The following is a 16,722-nucleotide window of genomic DNA, read 5'->3' as shown; positions in this document are numbered from 1 at the left end:
TTTTCCATCAGCGCCAACAGGCTGCCGTTTGTTGCTTCTCGTTGAGTGGAATTTCGACAGGCGCTTCTGCAGCAACTACTGGCACAGGGGGGAGCAAAAGCGCATCAAGCATCTGCTGTGCGACGACCTCGAAGGGTGCACCCAACCGGTTTGCAATCTCCGAGCAGGTCTGGCCTTGAGTGACGTGCAAGTCAAAGACTCTCGACCGTGGCAGCAGCAACTCTCTCGCGAAGAGGTCCATCTGGACTTCTCGGCGCTGCCGTCGGCTGTAATCGACCACGCGCTCCATGCCAACTGGCGCGACCTCAGAGGTTCGCGCTGGATCGATTTGAAATGCTGACTCCTCCTCTTCCTCACCGTCGCCTAGCACGGCGTGCCCGATTTCATGCGCGACGAGAAAGGCTTGCTCGAATGGTGTTCCTAAGTCCTCATGAACAATCAGCGGCAAGGCGGCATCAAACGTTGCGCGCGCCCCGTCCAGGATTGAAGCGCCAGGGAGGCACCTTTCAACCGTGATGCCCAGCGTCTCCGCTATGTCTTCGGCGAACTGATAAGGAGACCATGGATCGCTGCCGTGTTCGACTGCTTCATAATGCAAGCGCTTCGCGTGCTGTCGAGCGAGTTCTAGTTGGTCCATGGTCAGTCATCGCCGTGGAGCAGCCGTGAAATGCGCTCCTCATCCATCCCCGCCTCTCTTAAAAGGCGTTCAAACGGGACTTTTTCGGCCGGGGCTGGCTTGTCATCCGACTTGTTTGCACGAAGCGCTGATGCCTGCGCAGGCAAGAGGAGAAACGACTGAACAACAGAGACTGATGTTTGTAGCGCGTTAGCTAAGCGCTCGAGGAACCGGCTTGGCAACGTCGCAACATCTATTCGTCGCTCGCGAATGGCGACGCCGACCTGCATGGGTAATCCGAGAGCTTTGGCTGCTAAAGCGAAGGTCCTTGGCGAGGCGGCCTGCAGGATTTCCACCGTGACTACGGACTCGCGGAGCCGGCCCATTTTAGCGCTCACGGCGGCGAGCTCTTGGGCGCTGAGCGGAAGGTCCTCGTCGACTTGCCGGGAAAGCTCTCTGGCGAGATCGACAAGGTCGGCAGCGAACTGGGGATAGTCGGCAAGATACTTTTTGAGGACCTCGGACCCTGGCTCGAAATCCATCGCGAAAGCGTTCATGACGTCTTCGCTAGAAATTGGCGAACGCTTAGTCATCACAGTCCCCCCTTGCGTTCAAGACGCAGTCGCAGAGTCGCAAAGGCCTTGTCGCGGTGCGTACGGATGGTTTTCTCGCTCTTGCCCAGTGCTTTGCTTATGGTCACGACAGAGGGGTCTTGCGAGTCGATGGGAATCTCTTGGCGCCACATTTCGACGATTCTTCTTTGGAGTTCAGGCAGACTATCAATCTCTTCGTCGAGCCGTAGCCGGTAAAATTTTTCGTCGAGCTCGCGGGGGTCAAAAGGGTCGTAGCCACCAATTGCCTCGTCCAGGGCGTTGTAAGCACCATCCTCATCCGTGCCCAGCTCTTCACTCTGGCTATCACGCTTCCAATGGCGATCACTGGCATCCTTCCGGTCTTTGGCGATGGCCGAGTTAAAGTTTATCTCGTAGTAATCCAAGCGGTCGTCATAGGACGCTCGATCGCTGAGCAGCAGGTCAACGAAATGGTCGACGACATCATCTCGGATGTTTGTCTTGGTAAGTGAGGCTGTGGCCTCGCCTGCATTCTCGGCGCGAGGCAGGAGAAGGTAAACGCGCTGGAGTAGAAGCTCAGTTAGCCTTTCGCGATGCATTCCGGCTCCCACGTTCCGGACAAAGTGCACCAACACTTCCGGTGAGACAAAGCCGGGGGAGGTGCGGGAGCAAATGGACGCTCTGCGCTCAAGTTCGGAGGGGCTAACGGCCGTCAAATCATGAATTTCGGCTTCGACGGCCGGACGCCGCTGATACAAGGTTCCATCAAGTTTGATCTTGCGAAGGGGACGCGCCACGGCTACTCCTTTGTCTGCTAAAGCCTTCCGTGAGGTACTCCGCAAAATGTAACACCAGAGCACTGCTTGATGCTGCAGCCAGCCACTGCATAAACAGGTTTTTGGTTGGGTGGCGATGACCGATGCTGCTATGCGGCTGGTGGGCGACGAGCTAGTACTCGCGCAGCCGCAGAGGCGCGGGATGTGAACAGGCCGTGTGGCACGGTTTAGGCACAGAATTGGCACAGCCCGAAAACCAACCTCAAAAGGTCTGTTTGGGCAGTACTCATTGCCTGCTGCGAACGTCGCCAGAATTAGCTTCGGCGCTAGGATTGGTTGGTGCGGAGTGATGGATCGGGCTTCTGTAAAAAAGCCCAATAAATCAAATAGATATGGCGCACCAGGCGGGATTCGAACCCACGACCCCCGCCTTCGGAGGGCGGTACTCTATCCAGCTGAGCTACTGGTGCGTAATTGTTGCGGCGGCCTATTTGACCACTAGCTGTCACCCTTCTCAACTCGAGGAGTATTGCCTTCGGAGGGCAGTACTCTATCCAGCTGAGCTACGAGTGCAACGCGCACGCATGATACCCATCTGCGCCGGTCGCGTCCATCGCCTTGATCTGTAGCCTTTTTTCCCGGTTGTTTGTGCCGGCCGGTTCGCGGCTGAAGCCGCTTCCGCCCAGTGGGAGCGGGCGTGCCCGCGAAAGGGCCGGTTGCCAGTACGCAAATGATGACTTTTCCGCCCGGCTGTTCAACCATTCGTTCTTTTTTTCGAACAGCCTATTGTCCAACACCCCAGCAGCCGCTTAGCATTCGTTTGAGATTTCAAACGCTCGATGCCCTGCCTTGGGCGCTTTTCAACAATCAACAATTCGGGAAGCCGACATGCAGCTCAAAGACGCTCAGTTGTTCCGCCAGCAAGCCTACATCAACGGTGAGTGGCTGGATGCGGACAATGGCCAGACCATCAAGGTGACCAACCCGGCCACCGGTGAAGTCATCGGTACCGTGCCTAAGATGGGCACCGCGGAAACCCGCCGCGCCATCGAAGCTGCCGACAAGGCTCTGCCGGCCTGGCGTGCCCTGACCGCCAAAGAGCGCTCGACCAAGCTGCGTCGCTGGTTCGAACTGATGATCGAAAACCAGGACGATCTGGCTCGCCTGATGACCACCGAACAAGGCAAGCCGCTGGCCGAAGCCAAGGGCGAAATCGCCTATGCCGCCTCGTTCATCGAGTGGTTCGCCGAAGAAGCCAAGCGTGTCTATGGCGACACCATTCCGGGCCACCAGCCAGACAAGCGCCTGATCGTCATCAAGCAGCCAATCGGCGTAACCGCGGCCATCACCCCGTGGAACTTCCCGGCTGCCATGATCACCCGTAAAGCCGGCCCGGCCCTGGCCGCTGGCTGCACCATGGTGCTCAAGCCTGCTTCGCAAACTCCGTACTCCGCCCTGGCCCTGGTCGAACTGGCCCACCGTGCCGGTATCCCGGCTGGCGTGCTGAGCGTGGTTACCGGCAGCGCTGGTGAAGTTGGCGGCGAACTGACCGGCAACTCCCTGGTACGCAAGCTGTCCTTCACCGGCTCGACCGAAATCGGTCGCCAGCTGATGGAAGAATGCGCCAAGGACATCAAGAAGGTTTCCCTGGAGCTGGGTGGCAACGCCCCGTTCATCGTGTTCGACGACGCCGACCTGGACAAGGCGGTCGAGGGCGCGATCATCTCCAAGTACCGTAACAACGGCCAGACCTGTGTCTGCGCCAACCGTATCTACGTGCAGGACGGCGTCTACGACGCGTTCGCCGAGAAGCTGGCGGCTGCGGTGGCCAAGCTGAAGATCGGTAACGGCCTGGAAGATGGCACCACCACTGGCCCGCTGATCGACGGCAAGGCTGTCGCCAAGGTTCAGGAGCACATCGAAGACGCCGTTTCCAAAGGCGCCAAGGTACTGTCCGGCGGCAAGCTGATCGAAGGCAACTTCTTCGAGCCGACCATCCTGGTTGATGTACCGAAAACTGCTGCTGTCGCCAAGGAAGAGACCTTCGGCCCACTGGCGCCGCTGTTCCGCTTCCAGGACGAAGCCGAAGTCATCGCCATGTCCAACGACACCGAATTCGGCCTCGCTTCGTACTTCTACGCCCGCGACATGAGCCGTGTGTTCCGTGTTGCCGAAGCCCTGGAGTACGGCATGGTGGGTATCAACACCGGCCTGATTTCCAACGAAGTGGCGCCATTCGGTGGCATCAAGGCTTCTGGCCTGGGCCGCGAAGGTTCCAAGTACGGTATCGAGGACTACCTCGAAATCAAATACCTGTGCATCAGCGTTTGATCGCACGGTAACGGCTTTACCTCTGCCAGCGGGGCGCGAGAGCGACGTCTCGCTGGCCTTTTTTACATTGCAGTACCTGGTGGCCAGGGCGCTTGTGGCAGTCGATCAACGAATACTGTTCGCGAGCACTCCCAGCCACCCCCGAATAAAAGCGCCATTACTGTCGGCGCAATGAGGGCATTATGAGCAAGACCAACGAATCCTTGATGCAACGTCGTGTAGCTGCCGTCCCGCGTGGCGTTGGCCAGATTCACCCGATCTTCGTCGACAGCGCGAAGAACTCGACCGTGATCGACGTTGAAGGCCGCGAACTGATCGACTTCGCCGGCGGTATCGCAGTGCTGAACACCGGCCACCTGCACCCGAAAGTGGTTGCGGCCGTGCAAGAGCAGCTGACCAAGGTCAGCCACACCTGCTTCCAGGTGCTGGCCTACGAGCCTTACGTCGAGCTGTGCGAAAAGATCAACAAGCTGGTCCCAGGCGACTTCGACAAGAAGACCCTGCTGGTCACCACCGGCTCCGAAGCCGTTGAAAACGCCGTGAAAATCGCCCGTGCCGCCACTGGCCGTGCCGGCGTTATCGCCTTCACCGGCGGCTACCACGGCCGCACCATGATGACCCTGGGCCTGACCGGCAAGGTCGTGCCGTACTCCGCAGGCATGGGCCTGATGCCAGGCGGCGTCTTCCGCGCCCTGTTCCCGAGCGAGCTGCACGGTGTGAGCGTTGACGACGCCATCGCCTCGGTCGAGCGCATCTTCAAGAACGACGCCGAGCCACGCGACATCGCTGCAATCATCCTGGAGCCTGTACAAGGCGAAGGCGGCTTCCTGCCAGCGCCTAAAGAGCTGATGAAGCGCCTGCGCGCCCTGTGCGACCAGCACGGCATCCTGCTGATCGCCGACGAAGTTCAGACCGGCGCTGGCCGCACCGGCACCTTCTTCGCCATGGAGCAGATGGGCGTTGCGCCTGACCTGACCACCTTTGCCAAGTCCATCGCCGGCGGCTTCCCGCTGGCCGGTGTATGCGGCAAGGCCGAGTACATGGACGCTATCGCTCCGGGCGGCCTGGGCGGCACCTACGCCGGCTCGCCGATCGCTTGCGCCGCAGCCCTGGCCGTGATCGAAGTGTTCGAAGAAGAGAAACTGCTGGACCGCAGCAAGGCAGTGGGTGAGCGCCTGACCACCGGCCTGCGTGAAATCCAGAAGAAGCACCCGATCATCGGCGACGTTCGTGGCCTGGGTTCGATGATTGCCGTCGAAGTCTTCCAGAAAGGCACCCACACCCCTGACGCCGCTGCTGTTGGCCAGGTTGTGGCCAAAGCCCGCGAAAAAGGCCTGATCCTGCTGTCTTGCGGCACCTACGGCAACGTTCTGCGGATTCTGGTTCCGCTGACCGCCGAAGACGCGCTGCTGGACAAAGGCCTGGCCATCATCGAAGAGTGCTTCGCTGAACTTGCCTGATGTGATGCGCTTCAGAAAAAACCCGCCTCGGCGGGTTTTTTTATGCCCGGTGATGCGTCGGAGGCTATGGTTGTTGGATGATGCGCCCAGCACGTTGTAAAAGGCTGAGGCAAGGATTTACAGGAGTAGTTGGCGATGAACGCTGCAGAGCCCACCCCACCGAGCGTACTGATCGTCGAAGGCGACCCATGGGTGCGCGACATGCTCAGCGAGATGCTGCTGAGCGTTCGCTGCGATGCCCGCCTTCAGGTCTGTGCCGACGGATCGCAGGCGCTCAGCGCCCTGGCCGCCAAGCCGGACCTGATCATTGCAGCACGTGAGCTGGCTGGCATCGATGGCCTCGACCTGCTGCGCAAAGTTCGCGCCAAAGGGTCGGGGTTGCCGTTCATCCTCATGAGCAACCGCAGCGACAGTGCGAGTGTGCGCGAAGCCCTGCCGCTGCACCCCACGGCGTACCTGAGCAAGCCCCTGAACCTGGGTAACCTGCGCAAGCGCCTGGAACAGTTGCTGCTGGGCGTGGGCGAAGAAATCGCCTGCCCGGTGCCGCCCTTGCAGCCCGGTGCCAGCCTGCGCGCATACCTCGAACAGCGCCGGGCTACTGCCGATGGCGGGCCGCTGCTGGCCGACTTGCAGGTGGCGATCAAGCGAGCCCTGAACCCTGAAGGCCTGAACCTGAAGGTGCTGGAAGAAGAAGTCTGCCGTGACCCACAAGTGACCGCGGTGCTGATAGCGGCTGCCAACAGCGCAGCGCTGCACCGTGAAGCACCGGTGCAAACCCTGCTGCAAGCCCTGAACAAGCTGGGCAGCACGCAAAGCATGAACCTGATTCTGGGCATGACCCTCAAGCGCAGCGCCCGCCTCAGCGACCCCTTGCTGGCGCAGCATGCGGCGCAGTACTGGGACTTGTCCCTGCACACCGCCGAATATGGCCGTACGCTGGCGCGCCTGCTGGCGCTGGACGAAGGGCTTTGCTATTGCGCAGGGTTGCTGCATTGCCTGGGTGATCTGGCGGTGCTGCGCTGCCTGCAGGAATGGCGCCTGGCGGGTGGCGAGCTGGACGAGGACAAGGTCCAGTTGTCGCTCAACGAGTTCGGTGCCGCTTTCGGCTCGGCGCTGCGCACCCGCTGGCGCTTGCCGTTGGCTTTACGCGAGCTGATCGCGGCGATCTATCAACTCGGTGGCGGGGTGTACTCGCGCGATATTCTGGCCATGAACCTGGCCGGGCAGTTGGCGCGGCTACCGGCTGGGCAGGGGCTGGCGAAGATTGCCAGTGGCAAGACGGCGCGTTTGCTGAAGATGGGCTTGCCGGAGCTGACCCGGTTGCGCAAGGTGGAGAACCCCGAAACCAGTTCGCAGCCCGCGGCTGAAGGCCCGATACAAGCCGACGATGCTCCTTGAGCCGGGCAGGCGTAAGGGGGTTCAACCGCGCACGATCTGGTTCTTGCCCTGCCGCTTGGCCTGGTACATCGCCGCATCGGCGCGGGCATACAGGCTGTCCAACGCCACATCTTCAGCGGTCAACCCGGTAAGCCCCTGGCTCACCGTTACCCCGTAAGTGTGCGCCCCGTGGCTGAAGCTCAAACGCTGAATCTGCCGCTGCAGCCGCTCGGCTATCTGCCCGGCCAGCTCGGCATTGCACCCTGGGAAGACTGCCGCGAACTCCTCGCCGCCAATACGCCCGAACAGGTCGCCACGGCGCAACACGGCCTTGCCGCTGTCGGCGATGTGCTGCAGCACCTGGTCGCCTTCCTGGTGGCCATAGCTGTCGTTTATCTGTTTGAAGTCGTCGATGTCCAGTAACAGGAAGGCCAACGGCGTGCCGTTTTCCCGGGCGCTGTCAAACGCCGCTTGGGCGCATTCGAAGAAGTGCCGGCGGTTGCTGCTTTGGGTCAGTACGTCAATGGTGGCCAGGCGCTGCAACTCGCCTTCCAGCTGCTTTTTCTCGGTGATGTCTTCGGCAATGCCGACGATGATCACGCGGTCGCCGTCATGCTGCTGGTTGATGTAGCACTTGTCGCTCAACCAGCGCACTTGCCCGTCGGCATTGATGATACGGTACTCGCGGTCCTCGACCGCGCCTTTGAGCAGCACCTGGGCCAGGCTGCGCTCGGCGTATTCCAGGTCGTCGGGGTAGATGCTGTCGCGCCACTCGTTGAAGTCGGCCAGTACCAGGCTGGCCGGGCGGCCGAAGATGCGCTCGTAGGCGGGGCTTACGTACAGCACTTCGCGTGTTTCCCAATCGAAGGCCCAGAGCACCGCGTTGACACTCTCGAGCAACGAGCTGAACAGCTGTTCGCGTTCGCTCAGGCGGGCGACTTCACCTTGCGCATGAAGGAGCGCCAGTAAAGTGCGGGCGGCTCCCGGTGGTACCGGGCCCGGCGATGTCATTGGAATATTCTTGGCCATGTGCACGTAGCGAGTCTCGACGTGAAAGCGTGCGGCCAGCATCCTGCCCGCCACGCGGGCGATGTGCGGGGTTTGAGTGGGGGCGAGGTGGGGAAGTTCCAGCTGGCACGCCCCATGCTGGGGCGTGCCGATCAACGGCGATCAGGCGCCGATCGGGCGCAGGGAATAGGTTTTCAGCTGTGCCGCGAAGTCGCGCAGGGCTTGAATACCACTGGTTTCGGCTTCGTGTACCCAGTCCTTGATGGCGGCCAGCATGTCATGGCCGTTGGCGCTGGTGCGGGCCCAGATCTGCTGCAAGGCCAGGCGCTTTTCGTAGATGGTTTTCAAGGCCTGGCTGTGCGCAAGCATCGATTCGATGCGCACATGGTGGCGGTCTTCGAGCAGGCTGGTTTCACGGGATAGCAGGCGCTTGGCACGGCGGAAGTGGTGGCGCAACGAGGCGTCGACACGCGCCAGTTCCAGCTTGACCAGTGGGGCGATCACCAATTTGCGGTACTGGGCCATGATCTGGAAGCGGTTGTTGAGGATCGCCATGGCGGTGTCCATGTCCAGGCTACCTTTGCCTTCCACCCGATGGGCAATCGGCGCCACACGCTGCACCTTGGCCAGGCGCAGCAGGCAGAACAGACGGATCCACGCCCAGCCCATGTCGAACTCCCAGCGCTTGACCGACAGCTTGGCCGAATTGGGGTAGGTGTGGTGATTGTTGTGCAGCTCTTCACCGCCGATCACGATGCCCCACGGCACCAGGTTGGTGGCCGCGTCACGGCATTCGAAGTTGCGGTAGCCGAACGCGTGGCCCAGGCCGTTGACGACACCGGCAGCCCAGAACGGGATCCACATCATCTGGACCGCCCAGATGGTGATACCGAGGGTGCCGAACAGCAGCAGGTCGATCACGGCCATCAACGCGATGCCGCCCAGTTTGTAACGCGAGTAAAGGTTGCGCTCGATCCAGTCATCAGGGCAGTTCTTGCCGTAGATGCGCAGGGTGTCTGGGTTGCGGGCCTCTTCACGATACAGCTCGGCGCCTTTGCGCAACACCGTGCTCAGGCCTTTGTGCACGGGGCTGTGCGGGTCGTCGGGTGTTTCGCACTTGGCGTGGTGCTTACGGTGGACCGCCGTCCACTCTCGGGTGTTCTGCGCCGTGGTCAGCCACAGCCAGAAGCGGAAGAAATGCTTGAGCGCGCCGTTGAGCTCAAGGGCTCGGTGCGCAGAGTAGCGATGCAGGTAGACCGTGACGCTGACAATGGTCACGTGGGTCATCAACAGGGTGATGCCGACCAGTTGCCAGGCCGACAAGTCGAGCAGGCCGTTGTACCACATAGATGTAAATGCCCTCGAAATGCGGGGGGAAGGGTCGATTATCCCTTGGTGGGGAAATAAAACCAGTCAACTGTTCAGACAGGAGGTCACGACATGTTTCAGCCTTTATAATGCCCCTTTCTTTTCAATGGGCTATCCCACCCGACATGTCTGTTTCCGTTCGCGACGCCTTGCGCATGGCCGCGCTCTATGTGGTGCTCTCGATCCTCTGGCTGGTGCTGGCCGAGGTGATGCTGCAGAGCATGACCGACGACCCCCTGGCATTGACCGTGGGGCGGCAGATCAACGTGGTGGTGTGGGTGCTGTGCAGTGCCTTGCTGATTTATCTGTCCAGGGTGCGGCTGCTGCATTTCATCGGCCATGGCGCGCGGTTGCGCTGCGAAGACCGGGAACGCCTGCGCATGGCCGCCGCGGTGTTCGACAGTACCTTGGAAGGGGTGCTGGTAACCGACCGCCAGGGCCTGATCGTGCACGTCAACCGTGCCTTCATGCGCATTACCGGTTACCAGCAGCACGAGGTGATCGGCCAGCGCCCGAGCAAGTTCAAGTCGGGCCGCCATGGCCAGGCCTTCTACCAGCAGGTTTATGCCACCCTGGCTGAAAAGGGCGAGTGGAGCGGCGAAATCTGGAACCGGCGCAAAAGCGGCGAAATCTACCCGCAGTGGCAGACCATCTGCGCTATTCACGATGACGAGGGTGAGCTGAGCCATTACGTGGCCGTGTTCAGTGACATCAGCGCGATCAAGCATTCGGAGCAGGAACTGGCCTACCTGGCCCACCACGACCCGCTGACCGGCCTGCCCAACCGCTTGCTGTTCAACGACCGCGTCGAGCAGGCTCTGGCCGCGGCGCAGGCCAACAAGCGTGGGTGCGCCCTGCTGCTGCTGGACCTGGACCACTTCCAGAGCATCAATGATGGCCTTGGCCACACCATCGGTGACCAGTTGCTGAGGCTGGTGGGGGAGCGCCTGGGCAAGATATTGGGCAATGGTGTGACCTTGGCCCGGCTGGGCGGTGACGAGTTCGGCGTGCTGGCCGAAGGCTGCCAGCAAGTCGGCCAGGCAGGCAAACTGGCGCAGGGCATCATCGAGCGCATGCGCGAGCCGTTCCTGTTCGATGGCCATCGGTTGTTCATCAGTGTCAGTGCCGGTATCAGCCTGTTCCCCAGCGATGCCTTGTGTGCCGAACAGTTGCTGCGCAACGCCGATTCGGCGTTGTACAAGGCCAAGGGCAATGGGCGAGCCTGCTATGCGCTGTACACCGAAGAACTGACGGCCCACGCCCAGCACCGGGTTGAAACAGCGGGCGAGTTGCGCCGCGCACTGGAGCATGACGAACTGCGGGTGTTTTTCCAGCCAGTCCACGACCTGGCGACCGGCAGCCTGGTCGGGGTCGAGGCGTTGGTGCGCTGGCAGCATCCGCAGCGCGGCCTGGTGCCGCCGGGCGAGTTCATCCCGATCGCCGAGCGTACCGGCCTGATTGCCGAGATCGATGCCTGGGTGCTGCGCCAGGCCTGCCGGCAAATGGTGCAGTGGCAGGCGCAAGGCCGGCAATTGGCGTTCGTGGCGGTGAACATCTCCAGCCGGCTGTTTGGCCAGCATGAGTTGTACCGGCAAGTGGCCGACGTCCTGCACGACACCGGCCTGGCCCCCGCCTTGCTGGAGCTGGAAGTGACCGAAAGCGCTGTGATGGAAGACCCGGAGGTGGCGCTGGAGCAACTTCACCGCTTACGTGAGCTTGGCGTGACCCTGGCCATTGATGACTTCGGCACCGGCTATTCTTCGCTGCTGCGGCTCAAGCGTTTGCCCGTTCAGAAGCTGAAAATCGACCAGGGCTTCGTTGCCGGGTTGCCGCTGGATGAGGATGACATCGCGATCGTGCGGGTGATCATCGCCCTGGCCCGCAGCATGGGCATGCAGGTGCATGCCGAGGGTATCGAGCAGGCAGAGCAGGCCGCCTTCCTGCTGCAGGAGCAGTGCCAGCTGGGGCAGGGGTACTGGTTCGGGCGGCCGGTGCCGGCTGCCGATTTGCGCTGGGGTTGAGTGCCTCTTCGCGGGTTGGGCCGCGAAAAACTCAACGCTTGTTCAAGCCTTTTGCCAATCGGTCGCCACCCAGCTGGATCAACGCCACCAGCGCCACAAGCATGGCGATCACGGTCAGCATGATCTGGCTGTCGAAGCGCTGGTAGCCATACCGGTAGGCGATGTCGCCTAGCCCTCCGGCACCGATCGCCCCGGCCATGGCCGAGGAGTTGATCAGGGTCACCAAGGTGATGGTGAAACCGCCGACAATGCCCGGCAACGCTTCGGGCAACAACACATGCCAGACAATGTGCCAGCGCCGGCAACCCATGGCCTGCGCGGCTTCCACCAAGCCATGGTCGACTTCGCGCAGGCTGACCTCGGCGATCCGGGCAAAGAACGGCGTGGCGGCGATGGTCAGCGGGACAACCGCCGCCCACACACCATAGGTCGTACCCACCACCAGCCGGGTGAACGGGATCAGCGCGACCATCAGGATCAGGAACGGGATCGAGCGGAACAGGTTGACGAAGGCGCCCAGTACCCGGTTCAGCAAGGCTGCCTCGAATATGCCACCCCTGCCGCTGGTGACCAGCAGCAGTGCCAGGGGTACCCCCAGCAGCAGGGCGATAAGCGACGACACGCCAACCATCAGCAGGGTATCGAGCAAGCCTTCCAGCAGACGATCAAACCACATGGCCCAGCACCTCCACGTTGTCCGCCCAACGGCGGGCGCGTTGCAGCAATTGTTGGGTATCGTGCGGTGCGTGCTGCACCGACAGGATCAACTGGCCCAGGGCGTGCTCGCCAATGGTCGCCACGCCGCCCTGCAGCAAGCGCACGCGACCGCCCAGGTCGTGGAACAGGGCAGAAAGTTCAGGCTCGCCAAGTACACTCAGTTGCAATACCACGGCGCAGTCACGGCTTGTGGGGTGGGCCTGCAGGCTGGCTTGCAGCGCCGCAGGCAGCCGCGCTTGCAGCGGCGCAAGCAGGGTTCGGGTGACCTCGTGGTGAGGGGCGCCGAAGACACGCCAGACTTCGCCCTGCTCGACCACCTCGCCGCGGTCCAGCACCACCACCCGGTGGCAGATATCACGGATGACCGCCATCTCGTGGGTAATCAGCACGTTGGTCAGGCCCAGGCGCCGGTTGATATCGCGCAGCAGTTCCAGGATCGAGGCCGTGGTCTCCGGGTCCAGCGCGGAGGTGGCTTCGTCGCACAGCAGGATCTCGGGGTCATGCACCAGTGCCCGGGCAATGCCCACGCGCTGTTTCTGCCCGCCTGACAATTGCGCGGGGTACACGTGGTGTTTCTCCTGCAGGCCGACCAGTGCCAGCAGCTCCCGGACCTTGCGTTGTCGCTCGCCCTTGGCCACGCCCGCCACCTTCAAGGGCAGCTCGACGTTCTGCCACACCGTCTTCGCCGACAGCAGGTTGAAATGCTGGAAGATCATGCCGATACGCCGGCGCAGCGCCACCAGCTGGTCGTCATCGAACGCCGCGATGTCCACCTGGTCGATCAGTACCCGGCCGTGGCTGGGGCGTTCCAGGCGGTTGATGGTGCGTAGCAACGAAGATTTGCCGGCGCCGCTGCGGCCGATGATGCCGAACACTTCGCCCTGGCGAATGTTCAGGTCAATGCCGTGCAAAGCGGGTTGCGCCTGCCCAGGATAGGTCTTACCCAGGCCGATGAAGCGTACATGGGCTTGATTGATTTCCGGGCGCAGGGCGTGCTCCCTGGCCGTTGACGCTCGCGGTTGGGGGGTGGGCGCCTTGAATGCGCTGGCCTGGCTCATGTCAGCCTTCCCAACCGGCCTGGTACAGCTTGCCGTGAGCCTTGTCCAACGCTGCGCGTACGGCAGGCGAATGTTGGTAGATGTCGACGAACTGTGCCAGGCGTGGGTCGTTTTTGCTCTGCGGGCGAATCACGAATTGAATCACGTACTCCTTGTTTTCCAGACCGTCGAACAGCAGCGCTGAACTGGCATCGAAGCTGTTGGCCAGGCGAATGTATGCCGGGTACCCCTGCACCAGGTCGGCGTCGTCATAGGCACGCACCAGCTGCACGGCTTCGACTTGCAGGATCTTCAGCTTTTTCGGGTTGGCGACAATGTCGTCCTCGGTGGCTTTGTAGCCAACCCCTGGCTTGAGCGTGATCAACCCGGCCTTGGCCAGCAGTTGCAGGCCGCGGCCACTGTTGATCGGGTCGTTGGCGATGGCCACGCTCGCCGCTTCAGGCAGGTCGGCGAAGCTTTTGTACTTTTTCGCGTACAGCCCCACGTTGTTGATGATGCCCGGTGCATAGGGCACCAGGTCGAAGCCCGCAGCCGCCTTGGCATTCTCCAGGAACGGGATGTGCTGGAAGTAGTTCACGTCGATGTCGCCGCTGTTGAGGCTGACATTGGGCGCGATCCAGTCGCTGAACTCGATCAGCTTAACCTCCAGGCCTTGCTTGTGGGCTTCTTCCACGGCGGCTTCCAGCGGGATGGCAAAGGCCGAGGTGGTGCCGATCTTCAGGGGTTCGGCGGCCTGGGCAGTGGCGCACAGGCCGAGGGACAGGGCAATGGCCACGACGGGCCGGAACAGTTTTTCAAGCATGGCGCAGGGCTCCAGTCGGTGCGGGGGTAGGTGTGCGGGTAAAACGGTAGGCCGAGCCGGGGTGGTCGGCGGGCAAGTGCGGGTGGCCGGCTTGGAACAGTTTCTGGCGCAGGGTGCCCTCGGCGTACGCGGTCTTGTAGCGGCCGCGTTGTTGCAGTTGAGGAACGACCAAATCGATGAAGTCCTCAAAGCTCTCCGGGGTGACGGTGCGGGTCAGGTTGAAGCCGTCCAGGCCGGTCTCGTCGAGCCAGGCGATCAACTGTTCGGCGACCTGCTCGGGGTCGCCGACCACCTTCACGTAGCGCCCGCCCAGCGCGTGCTGTTGCAACAGGCGCCGGCGGGTCCAGGCGTTGCCCTGCAACTGGCGCGTGGCTGACTGAATGGCGTTGCCCTGGCTGAAGGGGATCGGCTCGTCCAGTGCATAGGCCGCGAAGTCAATGCCGGTCGAGGCCGCAAAATGTGCGACGCCGGCCTCGGCGCTGGCGTGCTGCAGATACTCGGCATGCTTGGCCTGGGCCTGTTGCTCGGTCGCCGCGACGATTACCGTGATGCCCATGAATACCTTGACCGCCTGTGGGTCGCGCCCGGCAGCCGAGGCGGCCGCGCGTACCTGCTCGACCTGGGCGCGGGCTGCGGTCTTGTCCTGAGCGCTGATGAACACACATTCGGCATGTTGCCCGGCGAAGCCCAGGCCGCGTTGCGAACTGCCTGCCTGGAACAGTACCGGGGTGCGCTGCGGCGAGGGCTCGCACAGGTGGTAGCCGTCGACCTTGTAGAACTCGCCATGGTGCTGCACCTTGCGCACCTTGTCGGGGCGGGCATAGATGCGCTGCTCGCGATCAGCGACCACCGCGTCGTCGGCCCAGCTGCCCTCCAGCAGCTTGTACAGTACCTGCAGGTATTCGTCGGCCTGGTCGTAGCGGCGGTCATGTTCGGGTTGCTGTGCCAGGCCCATGGCGCGGGCGGCACTGTCGAGGTAACCGGTGACGATGTTCCAGCCAACCCGGCCCTGGCTCAGGTGGTCCAGGGTGGATAGGCGTCGGGCGAACAGGTACGGCGCCTCGTAGGTCAGGTTGGCGGTAAGGCCAAAACCCAGGTGGCGAGTGACGGCGGCCATGGCCGAAACCAGCAGCAAGGGGTCATTGACCGGCAACTGGATGGCCTCCTTGAGGGTGACGTCCAGCGATTGCCCATAGATATCGTAGGTGCCGACGATATCGGCGATGAACAGCCCATCGAACAGGCCGCGCTCCAGCAGGCGTGCGAGCTGGGTCCAGTACTCCAGGCTGGTGTACTGGGTCGAGGTGTCCCGTGGGTGGGTCCACAGGCCGTGGTTGATGTGCCCTACGCAGTTCATGTTGAAGGCATTGAGCAGGATTTGCTTGGCCATCAGAGGGTCCCCCGGCGTGGCGGGTTGACGTCGTTGAGGTAGTAATTGCCGATGGCGTGGTATTTCCAGCGGACCGGGTCGTGCAAGGTGTGCACGCGGGCGTTGCGCCAATGGCGGTCGAGGTTGTGCTCGGCCAGCGTCGCTTGGCTCCCACTCAGCTCGAACAGGGCAGTGCCGGCGGCAAGCGCGATTTCCGTGCTGATGGCACGCGCTTCGGCCACGGCGATGGACGCCGCGGCGACGGTGTCGGCGGTGCTGTCGTTGCGGGCGCGGTCGAGGTATTCGCCAGCGCGTTCCAGCAGGGCTTCGGCCGCGTGCAGGCGGATCGCCAGGTGGCCGAAGCTTTTCAGCGTCAGTGGGTCATCGCTTGCCTTGTCCAGGCCTGCGTCGACCCATGGTCGGCTGCGGGTGCGCACGAAGTGCAGGGCATCCTCGTAGGCGGCGCGGGCGATGCCGGTGTCGATGGCGGCGTGAAGAAGCTGCGCCAGCGGGCCGACCGGGGTGGGGCGCTCGAAGGCGCTCTGGAAAGGCACCACGTCCGCTGCGCTGACGTAAACGTTGTCCAACAGGACCGAGCCGCTGCCGGTGGTGCGCTGACCGAAGCCGCTCCAGTCGTCGATCACCTGCACGCCCTGGCTATCGGCCGGCACGAACACCAGGTGCTGCACGCCCTGTTCATCGACCACCGACGTGGGAATACGCTGGGCGTAGATGGCGCCAGTCGCGTAGAACTTGCGGCCATTGATGCGAAAGCCGTCACCGTCACGGCTCAGGCGGGTGGTGCGTTCGTTGGCGGTCTTGGTACCCAGTTCGGCCAGGGCATTGCCGAAACGGCGGCCGGCCAGTACTTCGCCATACAGCCGCTTCTGTTGTTCGGGGCTGCCGTTTACCCGCAGTACTTCCAGGCTGTAGAAATGATTCTGTGGGATCTGCCCCAGCGAGCCGTCGGCCTGGGCGATGCGGGCGATGACCTTGGCCAGGGTGACGTTGGAAACGCCAGCGCCGCCGAAGGCCTTGGGCACACTGATGGCCCACAGGCCGGAGCGGGTGAACAGGTCCAGTTCGCTGTGCGGCAGCCGGCGTTCGCGGTCGCGCAGGGCGCTGTCGCGGCGCAGTTGTTGGGCGATTTCGTCGGCGACATGCAGGGCTTGGGTGTCGCTGGTGATGATTCTGATGGTCATGGGTTTCTCCGGGCCTTGGGAGCGCTATGCGGCCCATCGCGAGAC

General features: G+C 62.5%; 14 protein-coding genes and 1 tRNA gene. 4 read left to right on the top strand and 11 right to left on the bottom strand.

Annotated elements, in window-relative coordinates:
- Positions 1–7: 7 nt before the first annotated feature.
- The 4 genes from GYA94_RS14675 to GYA94_RS14660 all read right to left on the bottom strand — a co-directional run bounded on the left by GYA94_RS14675 (position 8) and on the right by GYA94_RS14660 (position 2,434).
- Complete coding sequence (locus GYA94_RS14675; protein ID WP_239655519.1) at positions 8–637, bottom strand: ImmA/IrrE family metallo-endopeptidase; 630 nt, start codon at positions 635–637, stop codon at positions 8–10.
- A gap of 2 nt (positions 638–639) precedes the next feature.
- The gene (locus GYA94_RS14670) at positions 640–1,209 is read right to left on the bottom strand and encodes a hypothetical protein (RefSeq protein ID WP_150548064.1); all 570 of its coding nucleotides are present in this window, start codon (positions 1,207–1,209) and stop codon (positions 640–642) included.
- Positions 1,209–1,985: an RNA polymerase sigma factor gene (locus GYA94_RS14665; protein WP_034021837.1), complete on the bottom strand. Its 777-nt coding sequence runs from the start codon at positions 1,983–1,985 to the stop codon at positions 1,209–1,211. The genes GYA94_RS14670 and GYA94_RS14665 overlap by 1 nt, the downstream gene beginning before the upstream one ends.
- Before the next feature lie 372 nt (positions 1,986–2,357).
- Positions 2,358–2,434, bottom strand: a tRNA-Arg gene (locus GYA94_RS14660).
- Between the two features lie 418 nt (positions 2,435–2,852).
- On the opposite strand from GYA94_RS14660, the gene gabD reads away from it, so the two are divergent.
- The 3 genes from gabD to GYA94_RS14645 all read left to right on the top strand — a co-directional run bounded on the left by gabD (position 2,853) and on the right by GYA94_RS14645 (position 7,153).
- Entirely contained in the window at positions 2,853–4,295 is a 1,443-nt protein-coding gene (gabD, locus tag GYA94_RS14655; protein WP_009682215.1) for an NADP-dependent succinate-semialdehyde dehydrogenase, read from the top strand.
- Positions 4,296–4,477: 182 nt separating this feature from the next.
- Positions 4,478–5,755 carry a 4-aminobutyrate--2-oxoglutarate transaminase gene (gabT, locus tag GYA94_RS14650; RefSeq protein WP_054912021.1) on the top strand — a complete coding sequence of 426 codons (1,278 nt, stop codon included), beginning with the start codon at positions 4,478–4,480 and terminating at the stop codon, positions 5,753–5,755.
- Positions 5,756–5,890: 135 nt separating this feature from the next.
- Positions 5,891–7,153: a response regulator gene (locus GYA94_RS14645; protein WP_009682218.1), complete on the top strand. Its 1,263-nt coding sequence runs from the start codon at positions 5,891–5,893 to the stop codon at positions 7,151–7,153.
- A gap of 21 nt (positions 7,154–7,174) precedes the next feature.
- Here the strand turns inward: GYA94_RS14645 and GYA94_RS14640 are convergent, their stop codons facing one another.
- On the bottom strand, positions 7,175–8,203 hold the full coding sequence (locus GYA94_RS14640) for a GGDEF domain-containing protein (protein WP_110678938.1): 1,029 nt from the start codon (positions 8,201–8,203) through the stop codon (positions 7,175–7,177).
- Positions 8,204–8,302: 99 nt separating this feature from the next.
- The gene (gene desA, locus GYA94_RS14635; RefSeq protein ID WP_161892571.1) at positions 8,303–9,487 is read right to left on the bottom strand and encodes a delta-9 fatty acid desaturase DesA; all 1,185 of its coding nucleotides are present in this window, start codon (positions 9,485–9,487) and stop codon (positions 8,303–8,305) included.
- Between the two features lie 146 nt (positions 9,488–9,633).
- Here desA and dibA point away from each other — a divergent pair, with 146 nt between their 5' ends.
- Complete coding sequence (gene dibA / locus GYA94_RS14630) at positions 9,634–11,529, top strand: phosphodiesterase DibA (protein ID WP_110678985.1); 1,896 nt, start codon at positions 9,634–9,636, stop codon at positions 11,527–11,529.
- Positions 11,530–11,560: 31 nt separating this feature from the next.
- On the opposite strand, the gene GYA94_RS14625 is transcribed toward dibA, so the two are convergent.
- From GYA94_RS14625 to GYA94_RS14605, 5 genes are read right to left on the bottom strand one after another with little or no spacing between them, the layout of a single operon-like run.
- Positions 11,561–12,205, bottom strand: a complete 645-nt coding sequence (locus GYA94_RS14625) for a methionine ABC transporter permease (RefSeq protein ID WP_009682222.1) — start codon at positions 12,203–12,205, stop codon at positions 11,561–11,563.
- A complete protein-coding gene (locus GYA94_RS14620) occupies positions 12,195–13,304 on the bottom strand; it encodes a methionine ABC transporter ATP-binding protein (protein ID WP_161892570.1) in 1,110 nt (369 codons plus the stop codon). Before GYA94_RS14620 ends, GYA94_RS14625 begins: the two co-directional genes overlap by 11 nt.
- Position 13,305: 1 nt before the next feature.
- On the bottom strand, positions 13,306–14,106 hold the full coding sequence (locus tag GYA94_RS14615) for a MetQ/NlpA family ABC transporter substrate-binding protein (protein ID WP_161892569.1): 801 nt from the start codon (positions 14,104–14,106) through the stop codon (positions 13,306–13,308).
- On the bottom strand, positions 14,099–15,496 hold the full coding sequence (locus tag GYA94_RS14610) for an LLM class flavin-dependent oxidoreductase (RefSeq protein WP_161892568.1): 1,398 nt from the start codon (positions 15,494–15,496) through the stop codon (positions 14,099–14,101). Before GYA94_RS14610 ends, GYA94_RS14615 begins: the two co-directional genes overlap by 8 nt.
- A complete protein-coding gene (locus GYA94_RS14605; RefSeq protein WP_125855084.1) occupies positions 15,496–16,677 on the bottom strand; it encodes an SfnB family sulfur acquisition oxidoreductase in 1,182 nt (393 codons plus the stop codon). Before GYA94_RS14605 ends, GYA94_RS14610 begins: the two co-directional genes overlap by 1 nt.
- Positions 16,678–16,722: the final 45 nt, after the last annotated feature.

The sequence above is a fragment of the Pseudomonas juntendi genome (genome assembly GCF_009932375.1).
GTDB lineage: Bacteria > Pseudomonadota > Gammaproteobacteria > Pseudomonadales > Pseudomonadaceae > Aquipseudomonas > Aquipseudomonas juntendi.
Note: the sequence above shows the minus strand (reverse complement) of the source record. Positions and strands in the feature narration are given on the sequence as shown.